The following is a 22,538-nucleotide window of genomic DNA, read 5'->3' on the forward strand; positions in this document are numbered from 1 at the left end:
CCTTTTCTGGGTTTTTGTGGTTCGGTTTTTGTGTGCGTGGGTCCCCCCCCCCCCCCCCCCCCCCCCCCCCCCCCCCCCCCCCCCCCCCCCCCCCCCCCCCCCCCCCCGCCGCCCCAGAGCAGGACCCGCCCCCGACGGGCCTGCTGCTGCGGGAAGGTCACCGGGGCACCACCGCGGTCAGCGCGGCGGTGTGGACGTAGCGGAACCGGCCCCGCATGGCCGAGCGGCCGTGCACGTCCAGGTAGGCGCCGGGCAGGGCCGGCACGCGGACCGCGAGCTGGTCCGTGCGGTGCGCGACCACCTGCCCGGGGCCGGCCACGCTGAGCTCGGCGTCCAGCGCGGTGTGGGTCAGGGTCAGCGGCTCGTCCTCACCGCCGAAGGCCGCCGGGTTGCCGGTCACTTCCACCAGCCCGGCCCCCGCCACGGGCGCCTGGGCCGGCCGGCCGACGAAGATGTGCCAGCCGGTGCGGTCGGCGCTGACCTCGATGCGGGCCCGGCTGCGCTGCAGCACGGCCCCGCTGACCGCGGCCAGCTCGGCCAGCGGCCCGTCCAGCTGACCGCTGAAGGCCGCGGCGAGCAGTTCGAACTGCTCGTCGTCGGCGGCCTCGTCGACGAAGACCGCGGTGGTGGTGGCGCCGGCCCGGCGCCCGCCGGAGTGGGTCGAGACGCTGACCACCCGCAGGCCACCGACGGCGGCGCCGCCGATGGTGGCGGCGCCGTCGAGCTGCCAGGCGAACAGCCCGGTGCAGTGGTCCTCGTCGGGGGCGTCGTCGAGCCAGCAGGGACAGATCAGGGTGCAGTCGCAGGCCTCGGTGAAGACGCCGGTGATCGAGTAGCCCATGGTCGCGGTCCCCTCAGTTGCGGATGGTGACGGGGCTCGACCCGGCGCCGCCCCGGCTGGTCGTGATGTCCACCCGGGCCCCCGGTGCCGGGGTCAGGCCGGTCTCGCCGGGGATCACCGTGCGGCGCACGTCCCAGGCGAAGGTGGTGTCGACCGGCGCGCTGCCGATCTCCAGGCCGTCCAGGGTCGCCGTGACGCGGTCCGGCAGCGGGCCGGTGGCGGTGCCCTCGATGCGCCAGCGCCCGGAGTCGGTGCGGAACTCCGCCCGGTCGACGGTGACCGTGTCGGTGCCGGGCACCGACGGACTGACCTGCACCGACACGGTGTCGGTGGCGCTGCCGGCGGCCGACTGCACGGTGAGCCGGAATTCCAGCGCGCCCGCGGCGGGCGCCACGAAGGTCGCCCGGACCTGGTCGGCGCCGGTCAGGGTGACGGGCGTCCCGGCGATCTGTTCCCAGCGGTACGCGAGCCCGGCGCCGGTGCTGGCCCCCGCGTCGAGGGTCACCACCTCGGCCGCCGTCGCCAGCCGGTCGGGTCCCGCCGCGGCGGTGAGCGGATCGGGGTCCGCGGCCGGCCCGGTGACCAGCACGTGCCGGGTGTCGCTGCCGCCGTGCGAGGACGTCACGGTGATCGTGGTGGGCGGCACGTCGACCGGGGTGAACTCCTGTTTGCCGGCGGTGAGCGGGCCGAACCCGGCCACGGTCAGCACCGGCGGGTCGTCCAGGTCGGACGAGACCGCCTCGACGCTGAGCCGCCGCTGGGTGAGGTCGTAGTCGGCGACGGTCACGGTCACGGCGTCGGTGACCGCGATGGTGGTGACGGTCGGCGGGACGTCAGTGGTGTTGACGATGTCCGCGGTGGCCGGCACCGCGGTCGCGGCGGCGCGGACGTGGTAGCCGGTGCCCGAGCCGGTCATCGTGGCACCGGCCGCGTGCAGGGTCTGGCCCGGCTCACTGGTCGCGAAGACGTCCAGCACCAGGCTGCCGGAGCTGCGTGAGTACACCGCCCGGGTCGCCTCGGCGCCGGCCACGGTGGAGATCCGGCCCTGGAGGGTGAACAGGTCGGTGAAGACCTTGTCGCGGTTGCCGGGGTCCGCCGGGTCGGGGGTCGCGCCGGCCACGTCGCCGACGCCGGGGCCCTCGACGCGGAAGAAGTCGAAGCCCAGCGGGCTGCCGGTGATGGTGTGCTCGACGCCGCCGTCGCCGAGGTAGCCGCCGGGTGCATCCGCGCTCCAGCGCAGGAACGGTGCCACCTCGCCGTCGGTCACGGCGGTGTCGAACAGCAGCGGTGCGGCGCCGACGTCGTCGGTGACGAACACCCGGCCGTTCTCGTCGGCCACGAGCGGATCGGTCTGCCCGTACGGGTGGGTGAAGGTGTAGGCGGCGCCGGGGATGCCGCCGTCGAGGCGCACCCGGACCCGCGCGAAGACCTGCTGCTGGCCGTCGGCGACCGCGCCGGTGCCGGCGAAGGCGGCCTCCAGGGCCAGCACGACCCGGGCCCGGCCCGGCCGGGCGGAGCCGCCGATCGGCAGCTCCGCCTCGGTGAGGAAGTAGAACGCCTCGTCCGGGAAGTTGCGCGGGAAGCTGACCGGCGCGGCCGGGTCGGGCAGGTCGCCCATGGCCGGGGTACGCGGATCGAGCGGATCGAAGGCCAGCTCCAGCCGGACCCCGGCCGCGTCCTTGTACCAGCGTGGAAAGCCGTGGCGCGGGTCGATGGGCCCGCGCGCGGACAGCCGGTTCGGATTGCGTTGCATACCGGTTCCTCCCGTGGTGTCGCACCGGTGGTTGCGGTGAGAAGGAGCACCGAGAGGTCCCGTTTGATACGCCTACGGCACAAAAACGGCCCGTACGCAGTTGTCCTCCTTGTCCTTGAAGATCCGGTAGCCCTCGGGGGCCTGGCCGAGCGGCATGACGTGGGTGGCCAGGTGCTCGGTGATCAGCTCACCGCGGGCCATCCGGTCCAGCAGCATGGGGATGTAGCGCTGCCCGTGCATCTGCGCCCCGCGCATCGTCACGCCCTTGTTCATCAGCGCGCCGAGCGGGAACTTGTCGACGAAGCCGGCGTACACACCGAGCACGAAGACCGAGCCGCCCTTGCGGCAGGCGTGCACCGCCTCGCGCACCGCGACCGGCCGGTCGGTCTGCAACCGCAACTGCTGCTTGAGCTGGTCGTACGCGTACTGCGGGCCCTTGCCGGCGGCCTCCATGCCGACCGCCTCGATGCAGACGTCGGGCCCCCGGCCACCGCTGCGCTCGCGCAGTTCCAGGGCGACGTTGGTCGTCTCGAAGTTGAGCGTCTCGGCGCCGATGTACTTCTCGACCTGCTGCAGCCGGTTGTCGAGGCGGTCGATGACGATGACCCGTTCCGCCCCGAGCAGCATCGCGGCCCGCGCCGCCATCTGCCCGACGCCGCCGGCACCCCACACCGCCACCACGTCACCGGGATTGACGCCGCCCAGGTCCGCGCCCATCCAGCCGGTGGCCGCGGCGTCCGAGGCGAACAATGCCCGCTCGTCGCTCACCTCTTCGGGCACCGCGAAGGCACCGACGTCGGCGAACGGCACCCGGATGTATTCGGCGTGACTGCCGGGGTTGCCGCCCATCGCGTGCGAGTAGCCGAAGCAGCCGCCGGGCGCCTGGCCCCACAGTGTCTCGGTGATCGCCGGGTTGGTGTTGCCGTTGTCGCACAGCGAGTAGAGCTCCTGCTCGCAGTACCAGCACTTGCCACACGAGATGAACGACGACACGACGACCCGGTCGCCGACCCGGTGACGGCGGACCTCCGGGCCAACCTCGACCACCTCGCCGAGGAACTCGTGGCCCAGCACGTCACCCTTCTCCATGAACGGGATGTAGCCGCCGAGCAGGTGCAGGTCCGAGCCGCAGGTGACGGTGCGCCGCACCTTGACGATGATGTCGCCGGGGTTGCGCAGCTGCGGGTCGGGCACGTCACCGACCGCGAGCTTGTTGACCCCCTGCCACTGCAGTGCCTTCACAGCAGACCTCCTTCGCGGCCGTGGTCGGTGGCCTCGCGCAGCGGCTTGTTGAGCGGGGTGGGCCGGGTGGTCGGGCCGCCGGGCAGCAGCACGTAGCCGACCTCGAGCTCCGAGCGGGCCTCGCGCAGCGCCCGCCGGATCTCACCGGCGGACACCTTGCCGGACCGCGCCCGGGCCGAGAACTCGGTGCCCCGGCCGCCCGGCGCGGGCCGCCGCCGGATCTCCACTGCCTCGCCGAGGGCGGCGAGCGGAGTGGGCAGGCTGCCGGTGCCGGCCTCGTCGAACGCGCGGTTGACGGTGATGACGTGGCGGCGGCCGGCCTCCTGGTCCTTGTTCCGGCGGGCCACCGCGATCCTGGATGCCGTCACGGCCCCGGCGGCTGCGGCGCCGGCCGTGAGGAGAGCTTTCCCGTTGATTCGCATCGATGGGGAATACCGGCGAGAGCGACGTTCAAACAGCGTTTGTCCGTGCTGCGGGAGGGGCATCCGGGCGTTCCCTCAAGACAAGGAGTCAACCATGGCCAGTACTTCTTCCGCGGCCTCCCGGACGCGGACCCGCATCCAGACCGCCGCGCTCGCCGTCGGCGCGGTCTTCGTGCTCGTCGGCATCCTGGGCTTCATCCCGGGCATCACCAGCGACTACGACACCATGAGCTTCGCCGGGCACCACTCGGAGGCGAAGCTGCTCGGCATCTTCCAGGTGTCGATCCTGCACAACATCGTCCACCTGCTGTTCGGGGCGGCGGCCTTCGTGCTGGCCAAGACCGTCTCCGGCGCGCGGATGTACCTCATCGCGGGCGGCGCGATCTACCTCGTGCTGTGGCTGTACGGCCTGATCGTCGGCGACGACAGCTCGGCCAACTTCGTGCCGGTCAACACCGCCGACGACTGGCTGCACCTCGTTCTCGGCCTCGGCATGATCGGGCTGGGCCTGGCCCTGTCCCCCAAGTCCGTGCGCCGGTAGCCGGCGGTTCCTCCGGACACAAAGGAGCCGGGTCGCCTCCGTGGCGACCCGGCTCCTTGGATTTCCCGGTGGTGCTCAGTCGAGCGCTCCCTTGATCTTGTTGACCACGTTGGCGACCCCCTGGGCGTGCGCGCCGGCGCCGGTGCCCGGCTTGCCCTTGCCCATCGAGCCGTCGTAGGTGACGTACAGCTTCGGGTCCGGGGCCGGGCCCAGCGGCTTGTCGTCGGTCAGCGGCTGCGCGTCCGGCACGTACTCGAGCTGCTCGCCGAGCAGCGACTGGCCCTGCGCCCAGCGGCCCTCACCGGCGGTGCTCGCCGGGTCGAAGCTGTAGAACGTGCGGCGGGCGAACTCCTTCTCGTCCTCGCGGTTCGAGCCCTCGATCTCGTCCTCGACCAGACCGTCGGCGATCAGGTTCTCGATGCCGAGCAGCCACTGCTGCTGGTGGTACGTGTCGCGGGCCAGGTTGAACTGCAGCATGTCCTTGACCCCGCGGTCGTCGGTCATGTTGTAGACCCGGCTGGTCATCAGCCGGCTCTGCGCCTCGGCGGCCACGTTGGACCGGAAGTCGGTGAGCAGGTTGCCGCTGGCGGCGATGTAGCCGGCGTTCCACGGCACACCCTGCGAGTCGCGGGGCAGCGCGCTGCCGCCGCTGACGATCGCGTGCTGCGGGTTCTGCCCACCGAGCACCGCGGCCAGCAGCGGGTTCGCCGCGGCGGCCTTCTCGGTCGCCACGGACGGCGCACCCTCCAGCAGCCGGGCCAGCATGGTCGTGAGCATCTCCACGTGACCGATCTCCTCGGTCGCGATGTCCATGATCATGTCCTTGTACTTGCCCGGCACCCGGCAGGACCAGCCCTGCCACAGGTACTGCATCATCACGGTCATCTCACCGAACTGGCCACCGACCAGCTCCTGCATCTTCGCCGCGAGCAGGGCGTCCGGCTTCTCCGGCTTGGCCTGGAACTGCAGGTAGTCGACGTGCTTGAACATCAGAACCTCCATAGCGGTGGGATCGGCACGCCGACTGAGCTACCCGGCCCGATGGCCCGGCCGGGCCCGCCCCCGGCCCTTCGGGGCCGACCGGTGGCCCGCCACCGGGACATGAACCGCCGCCGCGCGGGTAGGCGCAGATCATGGCGAGACTCCTGCGCGCTCCCGGGCTCCTGCTCGGCATCGGCCTCGGCGGCTTCGTCGACGGCATCCTGCTGCACCAGGTGCTGCAGTGGCACCACCTGCTGACCGGCACCGACTCCGACCGCATCGGCGTGCGGTTCTACTCCCCGGACACGGTCGAGGGCCTGCGGATGAACACCCTGTGGGACGGGCTGTTCCACGTCGTGACCTGGCTGTTCGTGCTCGGCGGGATCGGTCTGCTCTACTCGCGGGTCACCCGCGACCGGCGGGCCGCCTGGACGTCGCGGGCGCTGTGGGGCTGGATGCTTGCCGGGTGGGGCCTGTTCAACCTGGTCGAGGGCATCATCGATCACCAGATCCTGGGCGTGCACCACGTACGTGAGGGCGCCGGCCGGCTGTGGTGGGACCTCGCGTTCCTGGCGCTGGGAGCGGTGCTGGTGCTCGCCGGCTGGGCGTTGCAGCGTGGTGCGGACGACCGCGTGCCGGTCCGGTGACGGGACACGCTCCCGGTTATGGGCTGCCCGTCCTCGTACTGCTGATCGCCCTCGGCTACGAGTGGCAGAGCTTGCGGGTGGCCGGCTGGAGTGCCTGGCGCGGTGCCGCGTTCCAGACCGGTGCTGCCGTCCTGATCATCGGGCTGGTGCTGCCGGTGCACGACTTCACCGGGCACGCACTGCAGCATCTGCTGGTGGCCATGGTGGCGCCGCTCGGCCTGGTGCTGGGTGCGCCGGTGACGCTGCTGCTGCGTACCCTCCCGGTCCGGACGGCCCGGCGCCTGACCCGGCTGCTGCGCAGCCGCCCGGCCCGGGCCGTCGCCCACCCGGTCGTCGCGCTGCTGCTGACCACGGGCGGCCTGGTGGCCCTCTACCTGACCTCGCTGTACGCCCGGATGCTCACCGAACCCGCGCTGCACCAGGTCGTCACGATCCACTTCGTCCTGTCCGGCTGCCTGTTCGCGTGGGTGGTCGCGGGCGCGGACCCGGCCCCGCACCGGCCGTCGGTGTTCGCCCGGCTGGTGCTGCTCGGGGTGGCGATCGCGGCCCACGCCACCCTGTCGCAGCTGCTCTACGCGGGCGCTTACGTCCAGGTCCCGGCGACCGTCGCGGACCGGCAGGCCGGTGCGACCCTGATGTACTACGGCGGTGACGTGGCCGAGCTGCTGCTCGCCTTCGCCGTGGTGCAGTCGCGCACCGCGGGCCGCAAGGTCACCAGGCGCCTGTCCCGGTCGGCTCTCGTGCTCCGGTGACGCCTGGCCCCGGCGGGTCAGTGCCTGGCCCGGCTGTGCCGCCGTACGGGGAAGGTGACAGGCCATGGTCGTCCTGGATTCCGCCGCTCAGCTCATGCTCCCGCTGCGCCGGCGTGCCGCGCGGGTGGCTCCCTGGTTCGGTCCCGCGTTCGTGGCCGCCATCGCCTACGCCGACCCCGGCAACTTCGCCACCAACTTCACCGGCGGGGCCACGTTCGGCTATCTGCTGGTCTGGGTGATCGTCGCGGCCAACCTGATGGCCATGCTGATCCAGTCGCTGTCGGCCAAGCTGGGCCTGGTGACCGGGCGGGACCTGGCCGAGCTGTGCCGCGAGCACCTTCCTCGCCCGGTGTCGCGCGGGCTCTGGGTGCAGGCCGAGCTGGTCGCCATGGCGACCGATCTGGCGGAGATCATCGGCGGGGCGCTGGCGCTGTACCTGCTCTTCGGGATCCCGCTGCCGGTCGGCGGCCTGATCACCTGCGTGGTGGCCTTCGCCCTGCTGGGGCTGCAACAGCGCGGGGTACGGCGCTTCGAGTCGGTGATCGCCGGCCTGCTCGGCGTGATCCTGCTCGGTTTCCTCTACAACGCCTGGCGGGCCGGCGCCGATCCGGCCGGTGTCGCCGGCGGCATGGTGCCGTCCTTCGCCGGTGTCGACAGTCTGCTGCTGGCCACCGGCATCCTGGGCGCCACGGTGATGCCGCACGTGATCTACCTGCACTCGGCGCTGACCAAGACCCGTACGGACGCGGCCACCACCGGCCCGGGACAGCTCCGGCAGGCCCTGCGCTACCAGCGCGTCGACACGCTGGTGGCGCTGGGCCTGGCCGGTCTGGTGAACCTCGCGATGCTGGTGATCGCCGCGCGGCTGTTCTTCGGTTCCGGCATCCCGGGCACCGACACCCTCGAGGGCATCCACGCCGGGCTCGGGCTCACCCTCGACCAGTACGCCGCGCTGGCCTTCGCCCTGGCCCTGCTCGCCTCGGGCTTCGCCTCCTCCAGCGTCGGCACCTACGCCGGCCAGGTGGTCATGCAGGGCTTCATCGGCCGCAGCATCCCGCTGACCCTGCGCCGGGCGCTGACCATGGCCCCCGCCATGCTGGTGCTGGTGCTCGGGGTCGACCCGACCGCCGCGCTGGTCTGGTCGCAGGTGGTGCTCAGCTTCGGGGTGCCGTTCGCGCTGATCCCGTTGGTCTGGCTGACCCGGCGCCGCGACATCCTCGGCGAGCACGTCAACCGGCCGTCGACCACCGTCGTGGCAGGGATCGTCGCGGCCCTGATCGTCGCACTGAACGTCTTTCTGTTGATCAGGACATTCGCTGTTTCATGACGACTTGACCGGGCAACCGCTCGCCATGTCAGTGCGTCAGAGGATCCCGGCGCTGCCGGCCAGCGCCGCCGCCTCGGTGCGGCTGGACACCCGCAGCTTGCGCAGCAGGGTCGCCGTCAACCGCTTCACGGTCCGCTCCGAGACGTGCAGCTGCAGAGCGATCTCCGTGGTCGTCGCGCCGGCCGCGATGAGCTGGAGCAGCTGCCGTTCCGGCGCGTCCAGGTCCACCGGCGCCGGCCGGCTCCCGCGGCCCGGGCCGAGCAGCGCGCCGAGCAGCTCGGCCGGCAACACGGCCCAGCCGTCGAGAATGGACAGCAGGGGTTGCAGCACGTCGGCGACCTCGCTGGTCTTCGGCAGGAAGCCCTCGGCGCCGGCCCGCAGCGCCTCCAGCGCCGGGGCCGGGTCCTCGTCGCCGGACATCGCCACGATCCGCACCCGCGGGCTGGACCGCCGGATGGCGGCGATCGCCCGGACCCCGCCCGGCGGCGGCATGTGCAGATCGACCAGGACCAGGTCGGGCACCGTACGCCGGACCAGGCTGGCCGCCGACGCGGCGTCCCCGGTGGCCGCCACCACTTCGGCCCGGCCGTCGCTGACTTCGGGCAGCAGCAGCTCCATACCCCGGACGAACAGAGGATGGTCGTCGACGACGATGACGCGAATGTCCTTCTGCATGAGGCGCGTATGCCCCAGCGAGGTCCACTCATGCGTCTGAGGCGAACGCCACGGCCCGACCCGTCGCTCCTGTTGCTGCGCAGCGTCTGCCACGAGCTGCGCCCACCGGTCGCCACCCTCACCTCGCTGGTCCGGGCGCTGGAATCGCAACCGTCCGAGGTCCGCCGGGGCGAACTCGCCCGGCTCGCCGGTGAGCACGCGTCGCACGCCGAGGCGGTGCTGAAGCAGGCGGCCGCCGCCGCTGCCGGTCTCGCCGAGCCCGCCGACACCGCCGTACCACTGCACCGGGTCCTGCCGGTCGTCGCCGCCACCGTACCCGCCGACCGGCTGGCCGTGTCGATCAGTGCCGGTGCGGGCCGCTGCCTGGTCTCCGGCCGGCACACCCGGCAGATCCTGCTGAACCTGCTGTCCAACGCCGCCCGCTACTCCCCCGGCGAGATCCGGCTGACCGCCGCGGTACGGCGGCGCCGGCTGCGGCTGACGGTGGCCGACCAGGGCGGGCTGACCGAGGACCTGCGGCGCGCGCTGCACCGGCGTACACCCCCGGCGGGCACGAAAGGCCTGGGCCTGTGGGTCGTCCGGCACCTGATCGACGCCCAGGGCGGGACGCTGCGGGCCCGGGCCCTGGCCCCGCGCGGGGTGGCCCTGGAGGTCACCCTGCCGCGCCGCCGACGTTGACCCGTTCGGGCCACCCGCTGGCCTGGAGAGGACGCCCGGACGGGCATGGTGAAGTCGTGTTCAACCACGTCAAGCAACTGCGGTTCGAGGCCCGGCCGGACGGCCCGGACGCCACCTTCGCGCGGCGCCTGCAGGACGCCCTCGGGGGCCGCTGGGGGGCGCTGACCGTCGCGAACCAGTACCTGATGCAGGGCTGGACCTGCCGGCTGCCGGGCAAGTACCGCGACCTGCTGCTCGACATGGGCACCGAGGAACTGGCCCACGTGGAGATGCTGAGCACCATGATCACCCGGCTGCTGCAGGACGCGCCGCTGACCGCGAACGAGAACGAGGACAATCCGGCCCAGTGCGCCGAGATCTACTCCGCCCACCTCGTGCAGGCGGGGGCCGGTCCGCTGCTGGCCGACAGCAACGGCGTGCCGTGGAGCGGCTCGTACGTGACCTCCAGCGGCAGCCTGCTCGCCGACTTCCACCTCAACGTGAGCGCCGAGGCGCAGAGCCGGCTGCGGCTGGCCCGGCTGTTCCACATGACCGGCGACCCCGGGGTCAAGCAGATGCTGCGCTACCTGCTGGCCCGCGACACCATGCACCAGAACGTGTGGCTGGCCGCCATCGAGGAACTGCGCGAGGACGGCATCGAGCACATGCCGGTGCCGGAGGCGTTCCCCGACGCCGTGCCCGACGACGCGTACGCCCGTACCTACCTGAGCTTCTCCGACGGCGAGGACGCCGCGGCCGGCCGGTGGGCGAACGGGCTGACGTACGAGTCCACCCCGTCCCCCGAGGGCCGGCCACCCGTGCTGCCCCCGGCCGATCCCCGCCTGTACTGCTCGTGAGAGGAGTCCTCGTCGTGCGCAACGCCCCCTTCTTCCGCACGTTCGTCGCGTGCGCGTACCTGCTGGCCCTGGTGCTGCACGGCCGCTGGGACACGCGCACCGCGGGCCTGGCCCTGGCCGTCCTGGCGGTGTGGGCCGTGCCGGTGATCCGCGACGCCCGGCGCCACCGTGGCACAGTCCCCACCGCACCCGCCCGCTGACAAATTCCCGCACTTCCTGAAACCCAGGCGAACCGCGCCTGGGTTTCGCCGCGTCTGGGCCATGGCGCCGTCTGGCGCCTCAGTGGCTTTACATGGCGCCATAGTGATGCCACAGTGGCGTCATGGACCTCACGTCATATGTCGCACGGCTCCGCGAGGAGCTCGCCGGTGCGGCCGAGCTCGGCGGCTCCGATGCCCGCGAGCTGGCCGAGCGGCTCACCGCGCCGATGGAGTCGGCCTTCCGGCTCGCCCTGCTCGACGCTCTGTCCGCCGCGGCGGACGAGATCACCCGCGACCTCGCCCCGGGCTCGGTCGAGCTGCGGCTGCGCGGTGGCTCCCCCGGTTTCGTCGTGACGCCTCCCCCGGTCGAGCACCCGGTGGAGACGACGGCACCCGAGCCGGTCGAGGCCACCGACATCCCCGACGACGGCGCCGTGTCGCGGATCAACTTCCGGCTGCCGGACCAGCTCAAGACCCGGATCGAGGAGGCGGCCGGCCGCGAGGGCCTCTCGGTCAACGCCTGGCTGGTCCGGGCCAGCACCGCCGCCGTGCAGGCCGGTGACCGGCCGCGCACCTCCCGCGCCCCGTTCGGCGGTCAGCGCTATACCGGCTGGGCCCGCTGACCGTGCCCGTCACCCCGCGAAAGGACCAGCGCATGCCCACCTTCGACACTCCCGCCCCGATCCGGGCGACCCTCGAGCTGCTCGTGGCCGACGTGCGGATCACCGCGACCGACCGCGCGGACACCGTCGTCGCGGTCCGCCCCACCGACCCCTCCTCCGCCGCCGACCAGCGCACCGCCGAGCAGACCCAGGTCGAGCTGGCCGACGGGCGCCTGCTGGTCAAGACGCCGAAGAGCCTCAAGAACATGGGGATCCTGCGCCGCAGCGGGCAGATCGACGTCGAGATCGCCCTGCCCGCCGGCTCCCGGCTGCACGCCGACGTGGCCGTCGGCGCGTTCCACTGCGCCGGCTCGCTCGGCGACACCGTGATCCGCACCGCCACCGGCGACGTGGAGCTCGACCACACCGGGCCGCTGGAGGTCAACACCAGCGCCGGCTCCGTCTTCGCCCGGTCGGTCACCGGGACCGCCCGCGCCACGACCGGGAGCGGGACGATCCGGCTCGGCACGGTCAGCGGCGCCGCGGTGCTCAAGAACTCCAACGGCGACACCCGGGTGGACTCCGTCGCCGGCGACCTGACCGCGAAGATGGCCAACGGAGACGTCGTCGCCGGGCAGGTCGGCGGCTCGGTGGACGCCGCGACCGCCAACGGCAGCGTCCGGATCGGCGCGGTGCGCCGCGGCACGGTCGAGGTGCGCAGCTCGATGGGTGAGCTTGAGGTCGGCATAGCGGCGGGCACGGCCGCGTACCTCGACCTGCACACCCAGTTCGGCAAGGTGCTCAACCACCTCGACGGCGCCGGCGCCCCGGAGCCCGGCGAGGACAACGTGCAGGTGCGCGCCCGCACCTCCTTCGGCGACATCATCGTGCGCCGCGGCGACACCGGGGAGCTCCGATGATCACCGTGACCGGCCTGCGCAAGGCGTACGGCGACCACACCGTCCTGGACGGCATCGACCTGCACGTCCCGGCGGGCTCGATCTTCGCCCTGCTGGGCCCGAACGGCGCCGGCAAGACCACCACCGTCCAGATCCTCTCCACGCTGATCGACGCCGACGCCGGCGAGATCCGGGTGGCCGGCCACGACCCGGCGACCGAGCCGGACGCGGTCCGGGCGGCGATCGGGGTCACCGGTCAGTTCGCCGCCGTCGACGGGCTGCTCACCGGCCGGGAGAACCTCATTCTCATGGCCGACCTGCACCACCTGGGCCGGGCCCCGGGCCGGCGCCGGGCGGACGAGCTGCTGGAGCAGTTCGACCTGACCGACGCGGCCGGCAAGCAGGCGTCGGCGTACTCGGGGGGCATGCGACGGCGGCTGGACATCGCGATGGGCCTGGTCGGCCGGCCGCGGCTGGTGTTCCTCGACGAACCGACCGCGGGGCTGGACCCGCGCAGCCGGCAGGCGATGTGGCAGACCGTCCGGCGCCTGGTGGCCGACGGGGTGACGATCTTCCTGACCACGCAGTACCTGGAGGAGGCGGACCAGCTCGCCGACCGGATCGCGGTGCTCGACGGCGGGCGGCTGGTCGCCGAGGGCACGGCCGACGAGCTCAAACGGCTGGTCCCGGGCGGCCACATCACCTTGCGCTTCGCCGACGGACCAGCGCTGCGGGCGGCGGCCGTGGCGCTGGACGCCACCGACGTCGACTCCGCCCAGCTCACCCTCCAGGTGCCCGGGGACGGCAGCGTACGCACGCTGCGCGCCCTGCTGACCACCCTGGACGAGGCCCGCGCCGAGGTGGAGAGCCTGACCGTGCACACGCCCGACCTGGACGACGTCTTCCTGGCCCTGACCGCGAGGGAGCCCGTGCGATGACCACCCTGAGCCTCGCCGTCCGCGACTCGAACACCATGCTGCGGCGCAATCTGCGGCACATGCAGCGCTATCCGGCGATGATCTTCTACCTGGCCGGGATGCCGGTGATCTTCCTGCTGCTGTTCGTCTTCGTGTTCGGCGGCACGCTCGGCGCCGGCCTGGGCGGGGGACGCACCGAATACCTGGCGTACGTGGTGCCGGGCATCCTGCTGATGACCGTCGGCGGAGCGGCGGCCGGCACCGCGGTCTCGGTCGCCACCGACATGACCGAGGGCATCGTGGCCCGGTTCCGCACCATGGCGATCGCCCGGGTGTCGGTCCTGACCGGGCACGTGGTCGGCAGCATGATCCAGACTCTGGTCAGCCTGGCCATCGTGCTGGCCGTGGCGCTCGCGATCGGTTTCCGGCCCACCGCCGGACCGGCGGCGTGGCTGGGCGTGCTCGGCGTGCTGACGATGACCTCGTTCGCCGTCACCTGGCTGGCCACCGCGCTGGGCCTGGTGGCCAAGACCGTGGAGGAGGCGAGCAACACGCCGCTGCTGCTGACCCTGCTGCCCTTCATCGGCAGCGGTTTCGTCCCGACCGACTCGATGCCGGCCGGGCTGCGACAGTTCGCCCAGTACCAGCCCTTCACCCCGATCATGGAGACCATCCGGGCCCTGCTGACCGGTGGCCCGGTCGGCGACTCGATCTGGTGGGCGACCGCCTGGTGCGCGGCCATCGCCCTGGCCGGCTACCTGTGGGCGCGCAGGCGTTACAACGCTCGCTGACCCCGAAAGGCAGACGGCCCGCCGGAAGTCCGGCGGGCCGTCGCGACGTGGGAAAGGGATCAGGGACCGCTGACCAGGTTGGTCACCTGGTGACCGCTGTTGACGGCGGCGCCTGTGTTGTTGATGACGTGCGAGATCGTCCCGGTGCCGCCCAGCGAGACGGTCACCATGTTGTGGAACCTGATGCCCGGCTTCACCGGCACCTCGAAGGCGCGGGCGTTGACCACGCTGGGATTGACGTTGAAGAACGCGTACGACCCCAGGCCCCACGCCTCGTGGTTGTTCACCGAGTCGGCCACCTTGTACGCCGCCCAGCCCTGCGTCGAGCCGTTCATGTACGCGGCCTGGTTCGGCGGGTCGTAGGGCATCTCGTTCTGGTAGAAGTACGTGCGCCCGTTCTCGCCGTTCCAGATGGTCTGGTACTGCTGGTAGTGCTCGACGAACAGGCCGTAGAACGTCACGTTGTCGCCGTTGACGGTCAGGCCGTTGGCGGCCGGATTGACCGTCCAGCCGTGGGTGCCGTTGTCGCTGTGGTCGGCGCGCCAGATCCAGGCGTGGTCACCGATCACGTGGTCGCTGTTGATCCGCAGGCTGACCGAGGCCTTGCCGGCGATCGCGCCGCCGATGCGGAAGAACACGTCGGACAGCACGGTCGGGTTCGCCGCGTGGTTCGCCGACGAGCCGGCCGGGCCGACCTCCATGAGCACCGAGGAGTTGGTGGTACCGGCGTCGAACAGCACCCCGGCGACCCGTACGCCGTCGACGTCGGCCACGGTCATCGCGGTGATGCCGTTCTGCGGGACGAAGGTGGCCAGGCCCAGGCCGAGCACGACGGTGTCGGGCCGGGTCACGGTGATGGTCTGGTTCAGGTTGTAGACACCCGGGGTGACCAGCAGGTTCTTGCCGGAGGCGAGGGCCGCGTTGATGTTCGCCGCGGTCTCGCCGGGCTTGACGACGAAGAACGTGCCGATCGGCAGCGACCGGCCCGCCGGATTGCCGCCGGCCCAGGTGGTGCCGGCCGAGTTGGTGCGCAGCGCGGGGACGAACACCTGGTACGCGCCCGCCGAGTCGACGTACAGGTACGGCTTCTCCGCGACCACCGGCGTCTGGCCGACCGTGGTGTACGGCGGCGTCGGGAAGCTGTTGGCCGGGGCGCCCTGGGCACCGACGAAGACCTGGTTCCAGTTGGAGCCGCTCCAGCTGCCCATCTGCGAGTTGCGGGTGATCCACTGCTGCTGCGAGCCGGACTGGATCTGCCCGTCGATCTTGGTGTCGGCCATGAAGCCGCCGGACGACCAGCCGCCGTCGGAGAGTGCCAGGTTGCCGCGGACGTGCATCCGGCGGTACGGCGCCGCCTGCGACACGGCCCAGCGGTCGAGGCCGCCGTTCGGGGTCACCGACAGGCCCTCGGCCGAGCGCCAGAAGTTCTGGGTGGCGTTCTGCGAGCCGTCCGGCCACCAGTCCGCCTCGGTGTGCACCGCGCCGTTGATGTTGACCGCGTCCGGGGTCAGGCCCAGCCCGGCGACCTGGGTGAAGAAGCCGACGTTGGCGTCGACGTGGTACGACCCGGGCTTGAACAGCAGCGCGTAGCGGGCGTTGCCGAACTGGTTGCGGACCTGCTGGTTGAAGACGGTGTTCAGGCGGTTCTGGATGGTCGCCTGCGACATCGACGGGTCGAAGATCGTCACGTTCGGGCCCAGGTCGGGGTTGCCGCTGCCCGGCGGGACCGTCGTCGGGGTCACCGGCGGGGTGGTCGGGGGCGTCGAGGCACCGTTGACCGTCCACTTCTGGTTGGCGCCGCCGCCGCAGCTCCACAGCTGGAGCTTGGCGCCGTCGGCGAGGTTGTTGTCCTTGATGTCGAGGCACTTGCCGGCCTTGACGTTGACCAGGTCGCGCCCGGCCGTGTACGTCCACTGCTGGCTGGTCAGCCCGGCGAAGCAGTCCCACATGTGCACGACCGCGCCGTCGGTGGTGGCGCCGCCGGCCACGTCCAGGCACTTGCCGAGGCCCTTGAGTGACTTGTCGTCGCCGTAGGTCCAGGTCTGGTTCGGCCCGCTCGCGCAGGACCACATCTGCGGCAGGTTGCCGTTGGCGGTGGAGCCGTTGGTGACGTCCAGGCACTTGCCGTTGGCGCTGCTCACCACGGAACCGGTGGTGGCGGCCAGGGCGTTGGTGACGCCGGCGACGCCGAGCACGCCGACGACCAGGGCGGTGACGGAGACGGCGAGGACACGCCGTCGTCGGGGGATGGTGGTCATCGATTTCCTTCGGGGATCAGGCGGGGTTGCCGGCGTGGGTGAGCGTCTCCCACGCCACGAACAGGTTGTTGCTGCCCTGCGGGCGCCGGGCCTCGGTGTAGGTGCCGGTGTTGGCCATCGCGACACCGAGCCGGTTGTGCAGGGCGTTGTAGGCGACCTCGCTGATCGGGCCGAGGCCCCTGGTCACCGAGCCGCCGCAGATCGAGGCCGGCACCGCGGTCCCGTTCTCGACCTTGGTGTGCAGGCCGAGCGCGTGCCGCAGCCGGTCCTGCAACTCGGGGTAGAGGTCGCCGCCCTGGATGTGGGTGGTCTCGGCGACGTGCGCGATCGCGGAGATGCCGTAGCCGGTGTGCACGAAGTCGCGGCAGGTCTCCTGGGAGAGCCCGTCGACGAAGGTGCTCTGGCCCTGCCAGTAGCTGATCAGCTCGGCCCGGGTGTCGATGCCGCCGGCCGGCGGGTACTTCGGCTGGGCGCCGTCGGCGCTGACGTAGATGTAGGCGGCGGCGCGCAGCTTGAAGCGGGCGACGGCCCGGTCGTAGCTCGCCCGGTCGTCGAGGTGGACGGCGATGCCGACGGCCGCCTCCATCATCGACAGTTCCCAGTTGCCGTTGCTGGCGCTGCCGGCCAGCACCACCGGCAGGTAGACGGTGCGCAGCATGGTGGCGAAGCGGGCCTGGCCGGGCCAGTTCCCGTACGCGTGCTTGATGATCTCCGCGGCCCGGGGCCACACCGAACCGGCCCAGGCGGTCTGCAGCGGGCCGTTGCTGTTGGTGTGTGTCCTGAGCGTGGCCGACCAGGCATCCATCAGGGCGATGGCCTTGGTCGCGTACGCGGTGTTCCCGGTGATGTACCAGGTGAGCGCGTCGGTGTACGCGGCGATCGCGTCCTCGCGCTCGTCGGTGCAGCCGTTGTTCGGGTTGGAGTAGGAGCCGCACTCCACGGTCGCGCGGGGCTTCGGCGTCCGCGACAGCGAGGCGTACCGGCTCGCGGCCATCTGGTTGTAGGCGTTGGTCCAGGGCTGGGCCTTGGCGGTGACCTTGGCCTTGACGAAGTCGAGCTGGGCGCGACTGAGCAGCACGCCAGGGTGAGAGAAGGCTGCGGCTGTGGCGCGGACAGGGGGCGTGTCCGCGTTCGCCACGAAGCGGACGCCGGTGGTGGCCACGAGGGCGACGAGCACGGTGCCGGCGGCGAGCAGCAGCCGGCGTGGGGAGTGAGGCACTGCGGACTCCGGATGGGGAAACGGGGAACCGGAAGGTGACTTAACAGTGCCGAACTCAACCGTGACGAACGGGACGCGGTCAAGGACGTATCGATCGACTTAAGGATGACGAAAGGTTCGGTGGACGGAGAGCGCTTTCCGGTGCGAACACGCATGTTCAGACCACCGGAACCGGTTACGGCGAGAAAGCGCTCTCACGGGATCAGCAGTTGCCGTACGTCGATCCGCTGGCCCAGTGGCGCGCCGCCCGGCCCCGGCGCCGCCGACGCCCGGGCCGCGATCTGCAGCGCGCGTTCCTCGGACTCCACGTCCACGACCCGGTAGCCGGCGAGCTCGGGCAGGGCGCCCCGCTCCCCCGCGACCTGATGCGAGCGGCCACCGAGCCCCTGCGCCTCGATCAGCTCACCGGCCGCGGTGAGCTCGGCGTCCAGGTCGCGCTGGTAGTCGAAGTGCCGCCGTACGTCGGCCGGCGCCCAGGTGCCCATCGCGGTGTGGTGCTGGATCAGCAGAAACTTCGTCATACCAGGGGGTCGGTGCCGGCCCGCCGTTCTCGACATGATGGGCGGGAAGCCGCGGACGCCGCGGGCCGCCGGATCGGGAGGCACCATGGGAATCGGCCGTCTGCACCACGTGATCGTCGACTGCCCGGAGCCGCTGGCCCTGGCCACGTTCTACAGCGCGCTGCTGGGCCTGCCCGTCACCTACCACGACGACGACTTCGCGGTCGTGGCGAGCAGCGACCGCGCCTCCGGGCTGGGCTTCCAGCGGGCCCCCGGCAATGCGGCGCCGACCTGGCCGGACCCGGCGACGCCCCAGCAGCTCCACCTGGACGTGATGGTCGACGACGTCGCCGTGGCGTCCGCCGCCGTCCTCGCGCTGGGCGCCACCGCCCTGCCCGGCGCGGGCGTGTTCGCGGACCCGGCCGGGCACCCGTTCTGCCTCATCCCCCGGCCGGGATGGGCTCCCCCCGTCGCGGCCGGGGCAACACCGGCGTGAAGATCACCGCCCTGAGCGACCCACACCCGGGCCCGCCGTCGCACCGGCTCGTGTGGGTGGCCGCCGGCGTGCCGGATCAACGACGCGCCTGATAGACACTGTCTACGGCGTCTGGTAGACAGTGTCTATGCCGGATGACCTGCGTGCGCATCTCGTCGCCACCGGCGTCGAGCTGGTCACCGCCGAGGGCACCGACGCGTTGTCCCTGCGCGAGATCGCCCGCCGCGCCGGCGTCTCCCACGGCGCTCCCCGGCGCTACTTCCCCACCCACCGCGAGCTGCTGGCGGCCGTGGCCCGGGTGGGCTACGACCGGCTGTCCGACCACGTTGCCGCCCTCGGCGAGCAGCGCGACCCGCGCGCCGGGCTGCTCGCCCTCGGCCGGCTCTACCTGGACTTCGCCCGCACCGACCGCGGCATGTTCGAGCTGATGTTCCGGCACGAGCTGCTGCGCGGTAACCAGGAAGGGCTGCGGGCAGCCAGCAAGCCACTGTTCGCCGTCCTGGTCGAGCTGATCGCGCGGGCCCGGCCCGGCCGCGACGACGCCGCCGTGGCCGCCGGCGCGCTGTGGGCCAACCTGCACGGCATCGCGCAGCTGTGGTCGTGGGGCAGCCTGCAGATGACGGTCGAGACCGAGGAAGCCGACGCGCTGCTGCGCACGGCGATCGACGCGTACGTGGAGTCCTGACATGCTGCCGCAGCTGACCCGTGCCCTGCTCGTCCCGGTGTCCCGGCTGGCGTTCCGGACGGTGGTCGAAGGCCGCGAGCACGTGCCCCGTGAAGGCCCGGTCATCCTGGCCGCCAACCATCTGTCGTTCCTGGACAGCTTCCTGATCCCGCTGGTGTCACCCCGGCGGGTGGCGTTCCTGGCCAAGGCGGAGTACTTCACCCGGCCCGGCGTGCTGGGCCGGCTCACCGGCTCGACCCTGCTGGGACTGGGCGCGGTCGCCGTGCCGCGCGGCGAGCACCGGGCGGCCCAGGCGGCCCTGGAGACGGCGCTGGGTGTGCTGCGGGACGGCCAGGCGTTCGGCATCCATCCCGAGGGCAGCCGGTCCCGCGACGGCCGGCTCTACCGCGGGCGCACGGGGGTGGCGTGGCTGGCCCTGGCCTCCGGGGCGCCGGTCGTACCGGTGGCCGTGATCGGCACCGACCGGATCCAGCCCGTCGGCGCCCGGTTTCCGCGGCCCGGGCGGGTGACCGTGCGATTCGGCGCGGCTCTGCGTTTCGCTGCCCCGGCGGGCAACGCCGCACGGGCCCGGCGGACGGCGACCGACGAGATCATGGCCGAGATCGAGAAGCTGTCCGGCCAGGAGTACGCCGGCTGCTACAACGAGCTGTCCACCGGGCAGTAGCTCAGGCGGCCCTGTAGGCGCCGGGCTTCGGGGTAAGCGGCGCCGATGCTCCAGCCCGGCCCGCGGCGCGAGCTCGCCGCCAACGCCGTGTCGCACCTCGGCCACGTGGTGGCCCTCGTGGCGCCGCCCTGGTTCGTGCTGGAGGCCACGGGCAGCGCGGTCCGTACCGGCATCACCGCCTTCGCGACCACCGTGCCGCTGGCCTTGGGCGCGACCATGGCCGGGCCGTTCGTCGACCGGCTCGGCGCCCGGCGGGTCAGCGTGCTCGGCGACCTCGCCGCCGGCCCGGCCATCGCCGGGATCCCGCTGCCGCACAGGCTCGGCCGGCTGACCGTCACCGTCCGGGCCCGGCGGACGACCGTGCCCAAGGTGCCGGTGCCGGCCGGGCTGCGGTACGTGGTGCCCAGCTTGATCATCCGTACGTTCCTCGTCATCTGGACGGTGGGCGCGTTCCTGGTGACGCCGTTGTCGGCGGTGGTGCTGCCGGCTGCCGGTCTACGCCCGTGAAAAGCTCGGCGGCGCGGGCGGGCTCTGCGGGACGTTCGCGTTCGGCCTGGCCGGGCGGCGGCTCCCCCGGCGCCCGGCCTTCGTGGTGGGCGCGTACGCGATCACCGCGCCCGCGCCCGGCACCTGGACAGGTGAGGCTCAGCGCAGGGCCGGCAGCACCTTCGCGCCGAAGGTCTCCACGAACGGCAGCAGGTCCTGGCCCACGTGGTGCAGGTAGATCCGGTCGAAGCCCAGGGCCGCGTACCCGCGCAGCCACTCGATGTGCCGTTCCAGGTCGGCCGAGATGTTGACGACCTCGCGGACCTGATCCACGGTCACGTTCGCCGAGATCACGTCGAAGTGGTCCACGGTCTCCAGGTCCCAGCAGACCGGCGGCGGGAAGATGTTGCTGCGCCACTGGTCGTGGGCGATCTTCTCGGCCTCGGCCTCGGTCGGCGCCCAGCTCAGGTGGACCTGCAGGCTGATCGGCCCGCGCCCGCCCGCGTCCCGGTACGCCGCGATCATCTTGCGCAGCTGCTCCTCGGGGGCGTTCACGGTGACCAGGCCGTCGGCCCAGCCGGCGCACCAGGCCGCCGTCTTGGTGCTGACGGCGGCGCCGATCAGCGCGGGGGCCGTCTCGGGCCGGGTCCACAGCTTGGCCCGGTCGACCTTGACCAGGCCGTCGCGGGTGACCTCCTCGCCGGCGAGCATGTCGCGGATGACGCCGACGCACTCCAGCAGCCGGGCCTCGCGGACGTCCTTGCGGGGCCACGGCTCGCCGGTGATGTGCTCGTTGCTGTACTCCCCGCTGCCCAGCGCCGCCCAGAAGCGGCCCGGATACATGGCGCCGAGGGTGCCGATGGCCTGCGCGATGATCGCCGGGTGGTAGCGCTGCCCGGGCGCGTTGACCACGCCGAAGGACAGGTTCGTGGCCTGCAGCGCGGCGCCGAGCCAGGACCAGGCGAACGCCGACTGGCCCTGCCGGGCGCTCCACGGCGAGAAGTGGTCGGAACACATCGCGGCGTCGAAACCGGCGCGTTCGGCGGCGACCACGGCGGCGAGGAGCTCGGCGGGCGGGATCTGCTCGTGCGAGGCATGGATGCCGTAGTCCGTCATGCCGCAGGTCGTACCCAGGCCGGCCCGGGGACAACCACCGCGCACCCGGACGGCTTAGCCTGAGGCCGTGATTCAGTCAGTCTATTTCGACTGCGACACCGGCGTGGACGACGCGCTGGCTCTCGCCCTGTTGCTCGCTCAGCGCGGATCCGTCCTGGCGGGCATCGGCACGGTCAGCGGCAACACGGCCGCCGGGCAGGCCGCCCGCAACACGCTGAACCTGCTCGCCCTGGCCGGCCACGACGACATCCCCGTCGCCGTCGGCGCCCACCACTCGCTGGCCGGCACCTTCGGCGGCGGCGCGGACCGGGTGCACGGCGGCAACGGCATCGGCGGGATCGAGCTGCCCGCCGCCGGCCGGCAGCCGCAGGGCGAGGACGCCGCCGAGCTGCTGCTCCGGCTGGCCCGCGAGCACGCCGGTGAGCTGCGGATCGTGGCGACCGGGCCGCTGACCAACCTGGCGCTGGCGCTGCACCGCGACCCGGAGCTGCCCGGCCTGGTCCGCGACGTCACCGTCATGGGCGGGGCGGTCCGGGTGCCGGGCAACGTGACCGGACGGGCCGAGGCCAACATCGCCGGCGATCCCGCCGCGGCGACCGCCGTGTTCGACGCGGCCTGGCCGGTGACGGTGGTGCCGCTCGACGTCACCATGCGGCACCGCTTCGACGAGTCCGACCGGGCCGCGCTGGCGGCCGGACCGCCGCTGACGGCGGCGCTGGGCGCGATGCTGACCGGCTACTTCGACTACTACGAGCCGGTGCTGGGCGAGCGGCGCGTGCCGCTGCACGACCCGCTCGCCGCCGGGGTCGCCGTCGGCCTCCTGCACCCGGCCGACGCGCCGCCGGTCGGGCTGCGGGTCGAGCCGGACGGACACCTCGTGGAGGACGACACCGCCGCGCGCAGGACGCGGGTGGTCCTCACCCTGACCGAGGACGCCGCACCGATCATCCTCCGGACCATCCTCCAGCAGTCCGCCGGCTGAGGGGACCGCCGATATGCTGCTGGCGTCG

The 22,538-nt window shown here is 72.5% G+C and carries 26 protein-coding genes; 16 read left to right on the plus strand and 10 right to left on the minus strand.

Going from position 1 to position 22,538, the window contains the following annotated elements; genetic code table 11:
* Window positions 1–157: 157 nt before the first annotated feature.
* From ACZ6S4_RS04735 to ACZ6S4_RS04750, 4 genes are all read right to left on the minus strand, one after another.
* Window positions 158–841, minus strand: a complete 684-nt coding sequence (locus ACZ6S4_RS04735; RefSeq protein ID WP_465473581.1) for a DUF1326 domain-containing protein — start codon at window positions 839–841, stop codon at window positions 158–160.
* 13 nt (window positions 842–854) lie between these two features.
* The gene (locus tag ACZ6S4_RS04740; protein WP_465473582.1) at window positions 855–2,594 is read right to left on the minus strand and encodes a PKD domain-containing protein; all 1,740 of its coding nucleotides are present in this window, start codon (window positions 2,592–2,594) and stop codon (window positions 855–857) included.
* A 72-nt stretch (window positions 2,595–2,666) separates the two neighbouring features.
* Window positions 2,667–3,836, minus strand: coding sequence for a zinc-dependent alcohol dehydrogenase (locus tag ACZ6S4_RS04745; protein WP_465473583.1), 1,170 nt, complete (start codon window positions 3,834–3,836; stop codon window positions 2,667–2,669).
* Window positions 3,833–4,204: a hypothetical protein gene (locus ACZ6S4_RS04750; protein ID WP_465473584.1), complete on the minus strand. Its 372-nt coding sequence runs from the start codon at window positions 4,202–4,204 to the stop codon at window positions 3,833–3,835. Before ACZ6S4_RS04750 ends, ACZ6S4_RS04745 begins: the two co-directional genes overlap by 4 nt.
* A gap of 148 nt (window positions 4,205–4,352) precedes the next feature.
* Here ACZ6S4_RS04750 and ACZ6S4_RS04755 point away from each other — a divergent pair, with 148 nt between their 5' ends.
* Entirely contained in the window at window positions 4,353–4,799 is a 447-nt protein-coding gene (locus ACZ6S4_RS04755) for a DUF4383 domain-containing protein (protein ID WP_465473585.1), read from the plus strand.
* A gap of 75 nt (window positions 4,800–4,874) precedes the next feature.
* On the opposite strand, the gene ACZ6S4_RS04760 is transcribed toward ACZ6S4_RS04755, so the two are convergent.
* On the minus strand, window positions 4,875–5,789 hold the full coding sequence (locus ACZ6S4_RS04760; protein ID WP_465473586.1) for a manganese catalase: 915 nt from the start codon (window positions 5,787–5,789) through the stop codon (window positions 4,875–4,877).
* A 143-nt stretch (window positions 5,790–5,932) separates the two neighbouring features.
* On the opposite strand from ACZ6S4_RS04760, the gene ACZ6S4_RS04765 reads away from it, so the two are divergent.
* The 3 genes from ACZ6S4_RS04765 to ACZ6S4_RS04775 all read left to right on the plus strand — a co-directional run bounded on the left by ACZ6S4_RS04765 (window position 5,933) and on the right by ACZ6S4_RS04775 (window position 8,506).
* Window positions 5,933–6,427, plus strand: a complete 495-nt coding sequence (locus ACZ6S4_RS04765; RefSeq protein WP_465473587.1) for a DUF2243 domain-containing protein — start codon at window positions 5,933–5,935, stop codon at window positions 6,425–6,427.
* Window positions 6,424–7,179 (plus strand): cytochrome c oxidase assembly protein, encoded by a 756-nt coding sequence (locus ACZ6S4_RS04770; protein WP_465473588.1) that lies wholly within the window; start codon window positions 6,424–6,426, stop codon window positions 7,177–7,179. Before ACZ6S4_RS04765 ends, ACZ6S4_RS04770 begins: the two co-directional genes overlap by 4 nt.
* Window positions 7,180–7,243: 64 nt before the next feature.
* Window positions 7,244–8,506, plus strand: a complete 1,263-nt coding sequence (locus ACZ6S4_RS04775; RefSeq protein ID WP_465473589.1) for an Nramp family divalent metal transporter — start codon at window positions 7,244–7,246, stop codon at window positions 8,504–8,506.
* Window positions 8,507–8,542: 36 nt separating this feature from the next.
* On the opposite strand, the gene ACZ6S4_RS04780 is transcribed toward ACZ6S4_RS04775, so the two are convergent.
* Complete coding sequence (locus ACZ6S4_RS04780) at window positions 8,543–9,181, minus strand: response regulator (protein ID WP_465473590.1); 639 nt, start codon at window positions 9,179–9,181, stop codon at window positions 8,543–8,545.
* 30 nt (window positions 9,182–9,211) lie between these two features.
* Here ACZ6S4_RS04780 and ACZ6S4_RS04785 point away from each other — a divergent pair, with 30 nt between their 5' ends.
* The 7 genes from ACZ6S4_RS04785 (at window position 9,212) to ACZ6S4_RS04815 (ending at window position 14,104) form a co-directional block, all read left to right on the plus strand.
* Entirely contained in the window at window positions 9,212–9,859 is a 648-nt protein-coding gene (locus ACZ6S4_RS04785) for a sensor histidine kinase (protein WP_465473591.1), read from the plus strand.
* A 56-nt stretch (window positions 9,860–9,915) separates the two neighbouring features.
* Entirely contained in the window at window positions 9,916–10,695 is a 780-nt protein-coding gene (locus tag ACZ6S4_RS04790; protein ID WP_465473592.1) for a manganese catalase family protein, read from the plus strand.
* 14 nt (window positions 10,696–10,709) lie between these two features.
* Window positions 10,710–10,895, plus strand: coding sequence for a hypothetical protein (locus ACZ6S4_RS04795; RefSeq protein ID WP_465473593.1), 186 nt, complete (start codon window positions 10,710–10,712; stop codon window positions 10,893–10,895).
* A 122-nt stretch (window positions 10,896–11,017) separates the two neighbouring features.
* Complete coding sequence (locus ACZ6S4_RS04800; protein ID WP_465473594.1) at window positions 11,018–11,518, plus strand: hypothetical protein; 501 nt, start codon at window positions 11,018–11,020, stop codon at window positions 11,516–11,518.
* Window positions 11,519–11,550: 32 nt separating this feature from the next.
* Complete coding sequence (locus ACZ6S4_RS04805) at window positions 11,551–12,417, plus strand: DUF4097 family beta strand repeat-containing protein (RefSeq protein WP_465473595.1); 867 nt, start codon at window positions 11,551–11,553, stop codon at window positions 12,415–12,417.
* Window positions 12,414–13,334: an ATP-binding cassette domain-containing protein gene (locus ACZ6S4_RS04810; protein WP_465473596.1), complete on the plus strand. Its 921-nt coding sequence runs from the start codon at window positions 12,414–12,416 to the stop codon at window positions 13,332–13,334. The genes ACZ6S4_RS04805 and ACZ6S4_RS04810 overlap by 4 nt, the downstream gene beginning before the upstream one ends.
* Window positions 13,331–14,104 carry an ABC transporter permease gene (locus ACZ6S4_RS04815; RefSeq protein ID WP_465473597.1) on the plus strand — a complete coding sequence of 258 codons (774 nt, stop codon included), beginning with the start codon at window positions 13,331–13,333 and terminating at the stop codon, window positions 14,102–14,104. The genes ACZ6S4_RS04810 and ACZ6S4_RS04815 overlap by 4 nt, the downstream gene beginning before the upstream one ends.
* 59 nt (window positions 14,105–14,163) lie before the next feature.
* Here the strand turns inward: ACZ6S4_RS04815 and ACZ6S4_RS04820 are convergent, their stop codons facing one another.
* The 3 genes from ACZ6S4_RS04820 to ACZ6S4_RS04830 form a co-directional block, all read right to left on the minus strand.
* Window positions 14,164–16,362 (minus strand): RICIN domain-containing protein, encoded by a 2,199-nt coding sequence (locus ACZ6S4_RS04820; RefSeq protein WP_465473598.1) that lies wholly within the window; start codon window positions 16,360–16,362, stop codon window positions 14,164–14,166.
* A gap of 16 nt (window positions 16,363–16,378) precedes the next feature.
* Window positions 16,379–17,581: an alginate lyase family protein gene (locus ACZ6S4_RS04825; protein ID WP_465473599.1), complete on the minus strand. Its 1,203-nt coding sequence runs from the start codon at window positions 17,579–17,581 to the stop codon at window positions 16,379–16,381.
* A gap of 194 nt (window positions 17,582–17,775) precedes the next feature.
* A complete protein-coding gene (locus ACZ6S4_RS04830; RefSeq protein WP_465473600.1) occupies window positions 17,776–18,102 on the minus strand; it encodes a YciI family protein in 327 nt (108 codons plus the stop codon).
* A gap of 85 nt (window positions 18,103–18,187) precedes the next feature.
* Here ACZ6S4_RS04830 and ACZ6S4_RS04835 point away from each other — a divergent pair, with 85 nt between their 5' ends.
* From ACZ6S4_RS04835 to ACZ6S4_RS04850, 4 genes are all read left to right on the plus strand, one after another.
* Window positions 18,188–18,577 (plus strand): VOC family protein, encoded by a 390-nt coding sequence (locus tag ACZ6S4_RS04835; RefSeq protein WP_465473601.1) that lies wholly within the window; start codon window positions 18,188–18,190, stop codon window positions 18,575–18,577.
* 127 nt (window positions 18,578–18,704) lie between these two features.
* Entirely contained in the window at window positions 18,705–19,262 is a 558-nt protein-coding gene (locus ACZ6S4_RS04840; RefSeq protein WP_465473602.1) for a TetR/AcrR family transcriptional regulator, read from the plus strand.
* A 1-nt stretch (window position 19,263) separates the two neighbouring features.
* Window positions 19,264–19,926 (plus strand): lysophospholipid acyltransferase family protein, encoded by a 663-nt coding sequence (locus tag ACZ6S4_RS04845; protein ID WP_465473603.1) that lies wholly within the window; start codon window positions 19,264–19,266, stop codon window positions 19,924–19,926.
* A gap of 45 nt (window positions 19,927–19,971) precedes the next feature.
* Window positions 19,972–20,433 (plus strand): hypothetical protein, encoded by a 462-nt coding sequence (locus ACZ6S4_RS04850; RefSeq protein WP_465473604.1) that lies wholly within the window; start codon window positions 19,972–19,974, stop codon window positions 20,431–20,433.
* A 138-nt stretch (window positions 20,434–20,571) separates the two neighbouring features.
* Here the strand turns inward: ACZ6S4_RS04850 and ACZ6S4_RS04855 are convergent, their stop codons facing one another.
* Window positions 20,572–21,528: a TIGR03885 family FMN-dependent LLM class oxidoreductase gene (locus ACZ6S4_RS04855; protein WP_465473605.1), complete on the minus strand. Its 957-nt coding sequence runs from the start codon at window positions 21,526–21,528 to the stop codon at window positions 20,572–20,574.
* 67 nt (window positions 21,529–21,595) lie between these two features.
* Here ACZ6S4_RS04855 and ACZ6S4_RS04860 point away from each other — a divergent pair, with 67 nt between their 5' ends.
* A complete protein-coding gene (locus ACZ6S4_RS04860; RefSeq protein WP_465473606.1) occupies window positions 21,596–22,510 on the plus strand; it encodes a nucleoside hydrolase in 915 nt (304 codons plus the stop codon).
* Window positions 22,511–22,538: the final 28 nt, after the last annotated feature.

The sequence above is a fragment of the Actinoplanes sp. NPDC051405 genome (assembly GCF_055586185.1).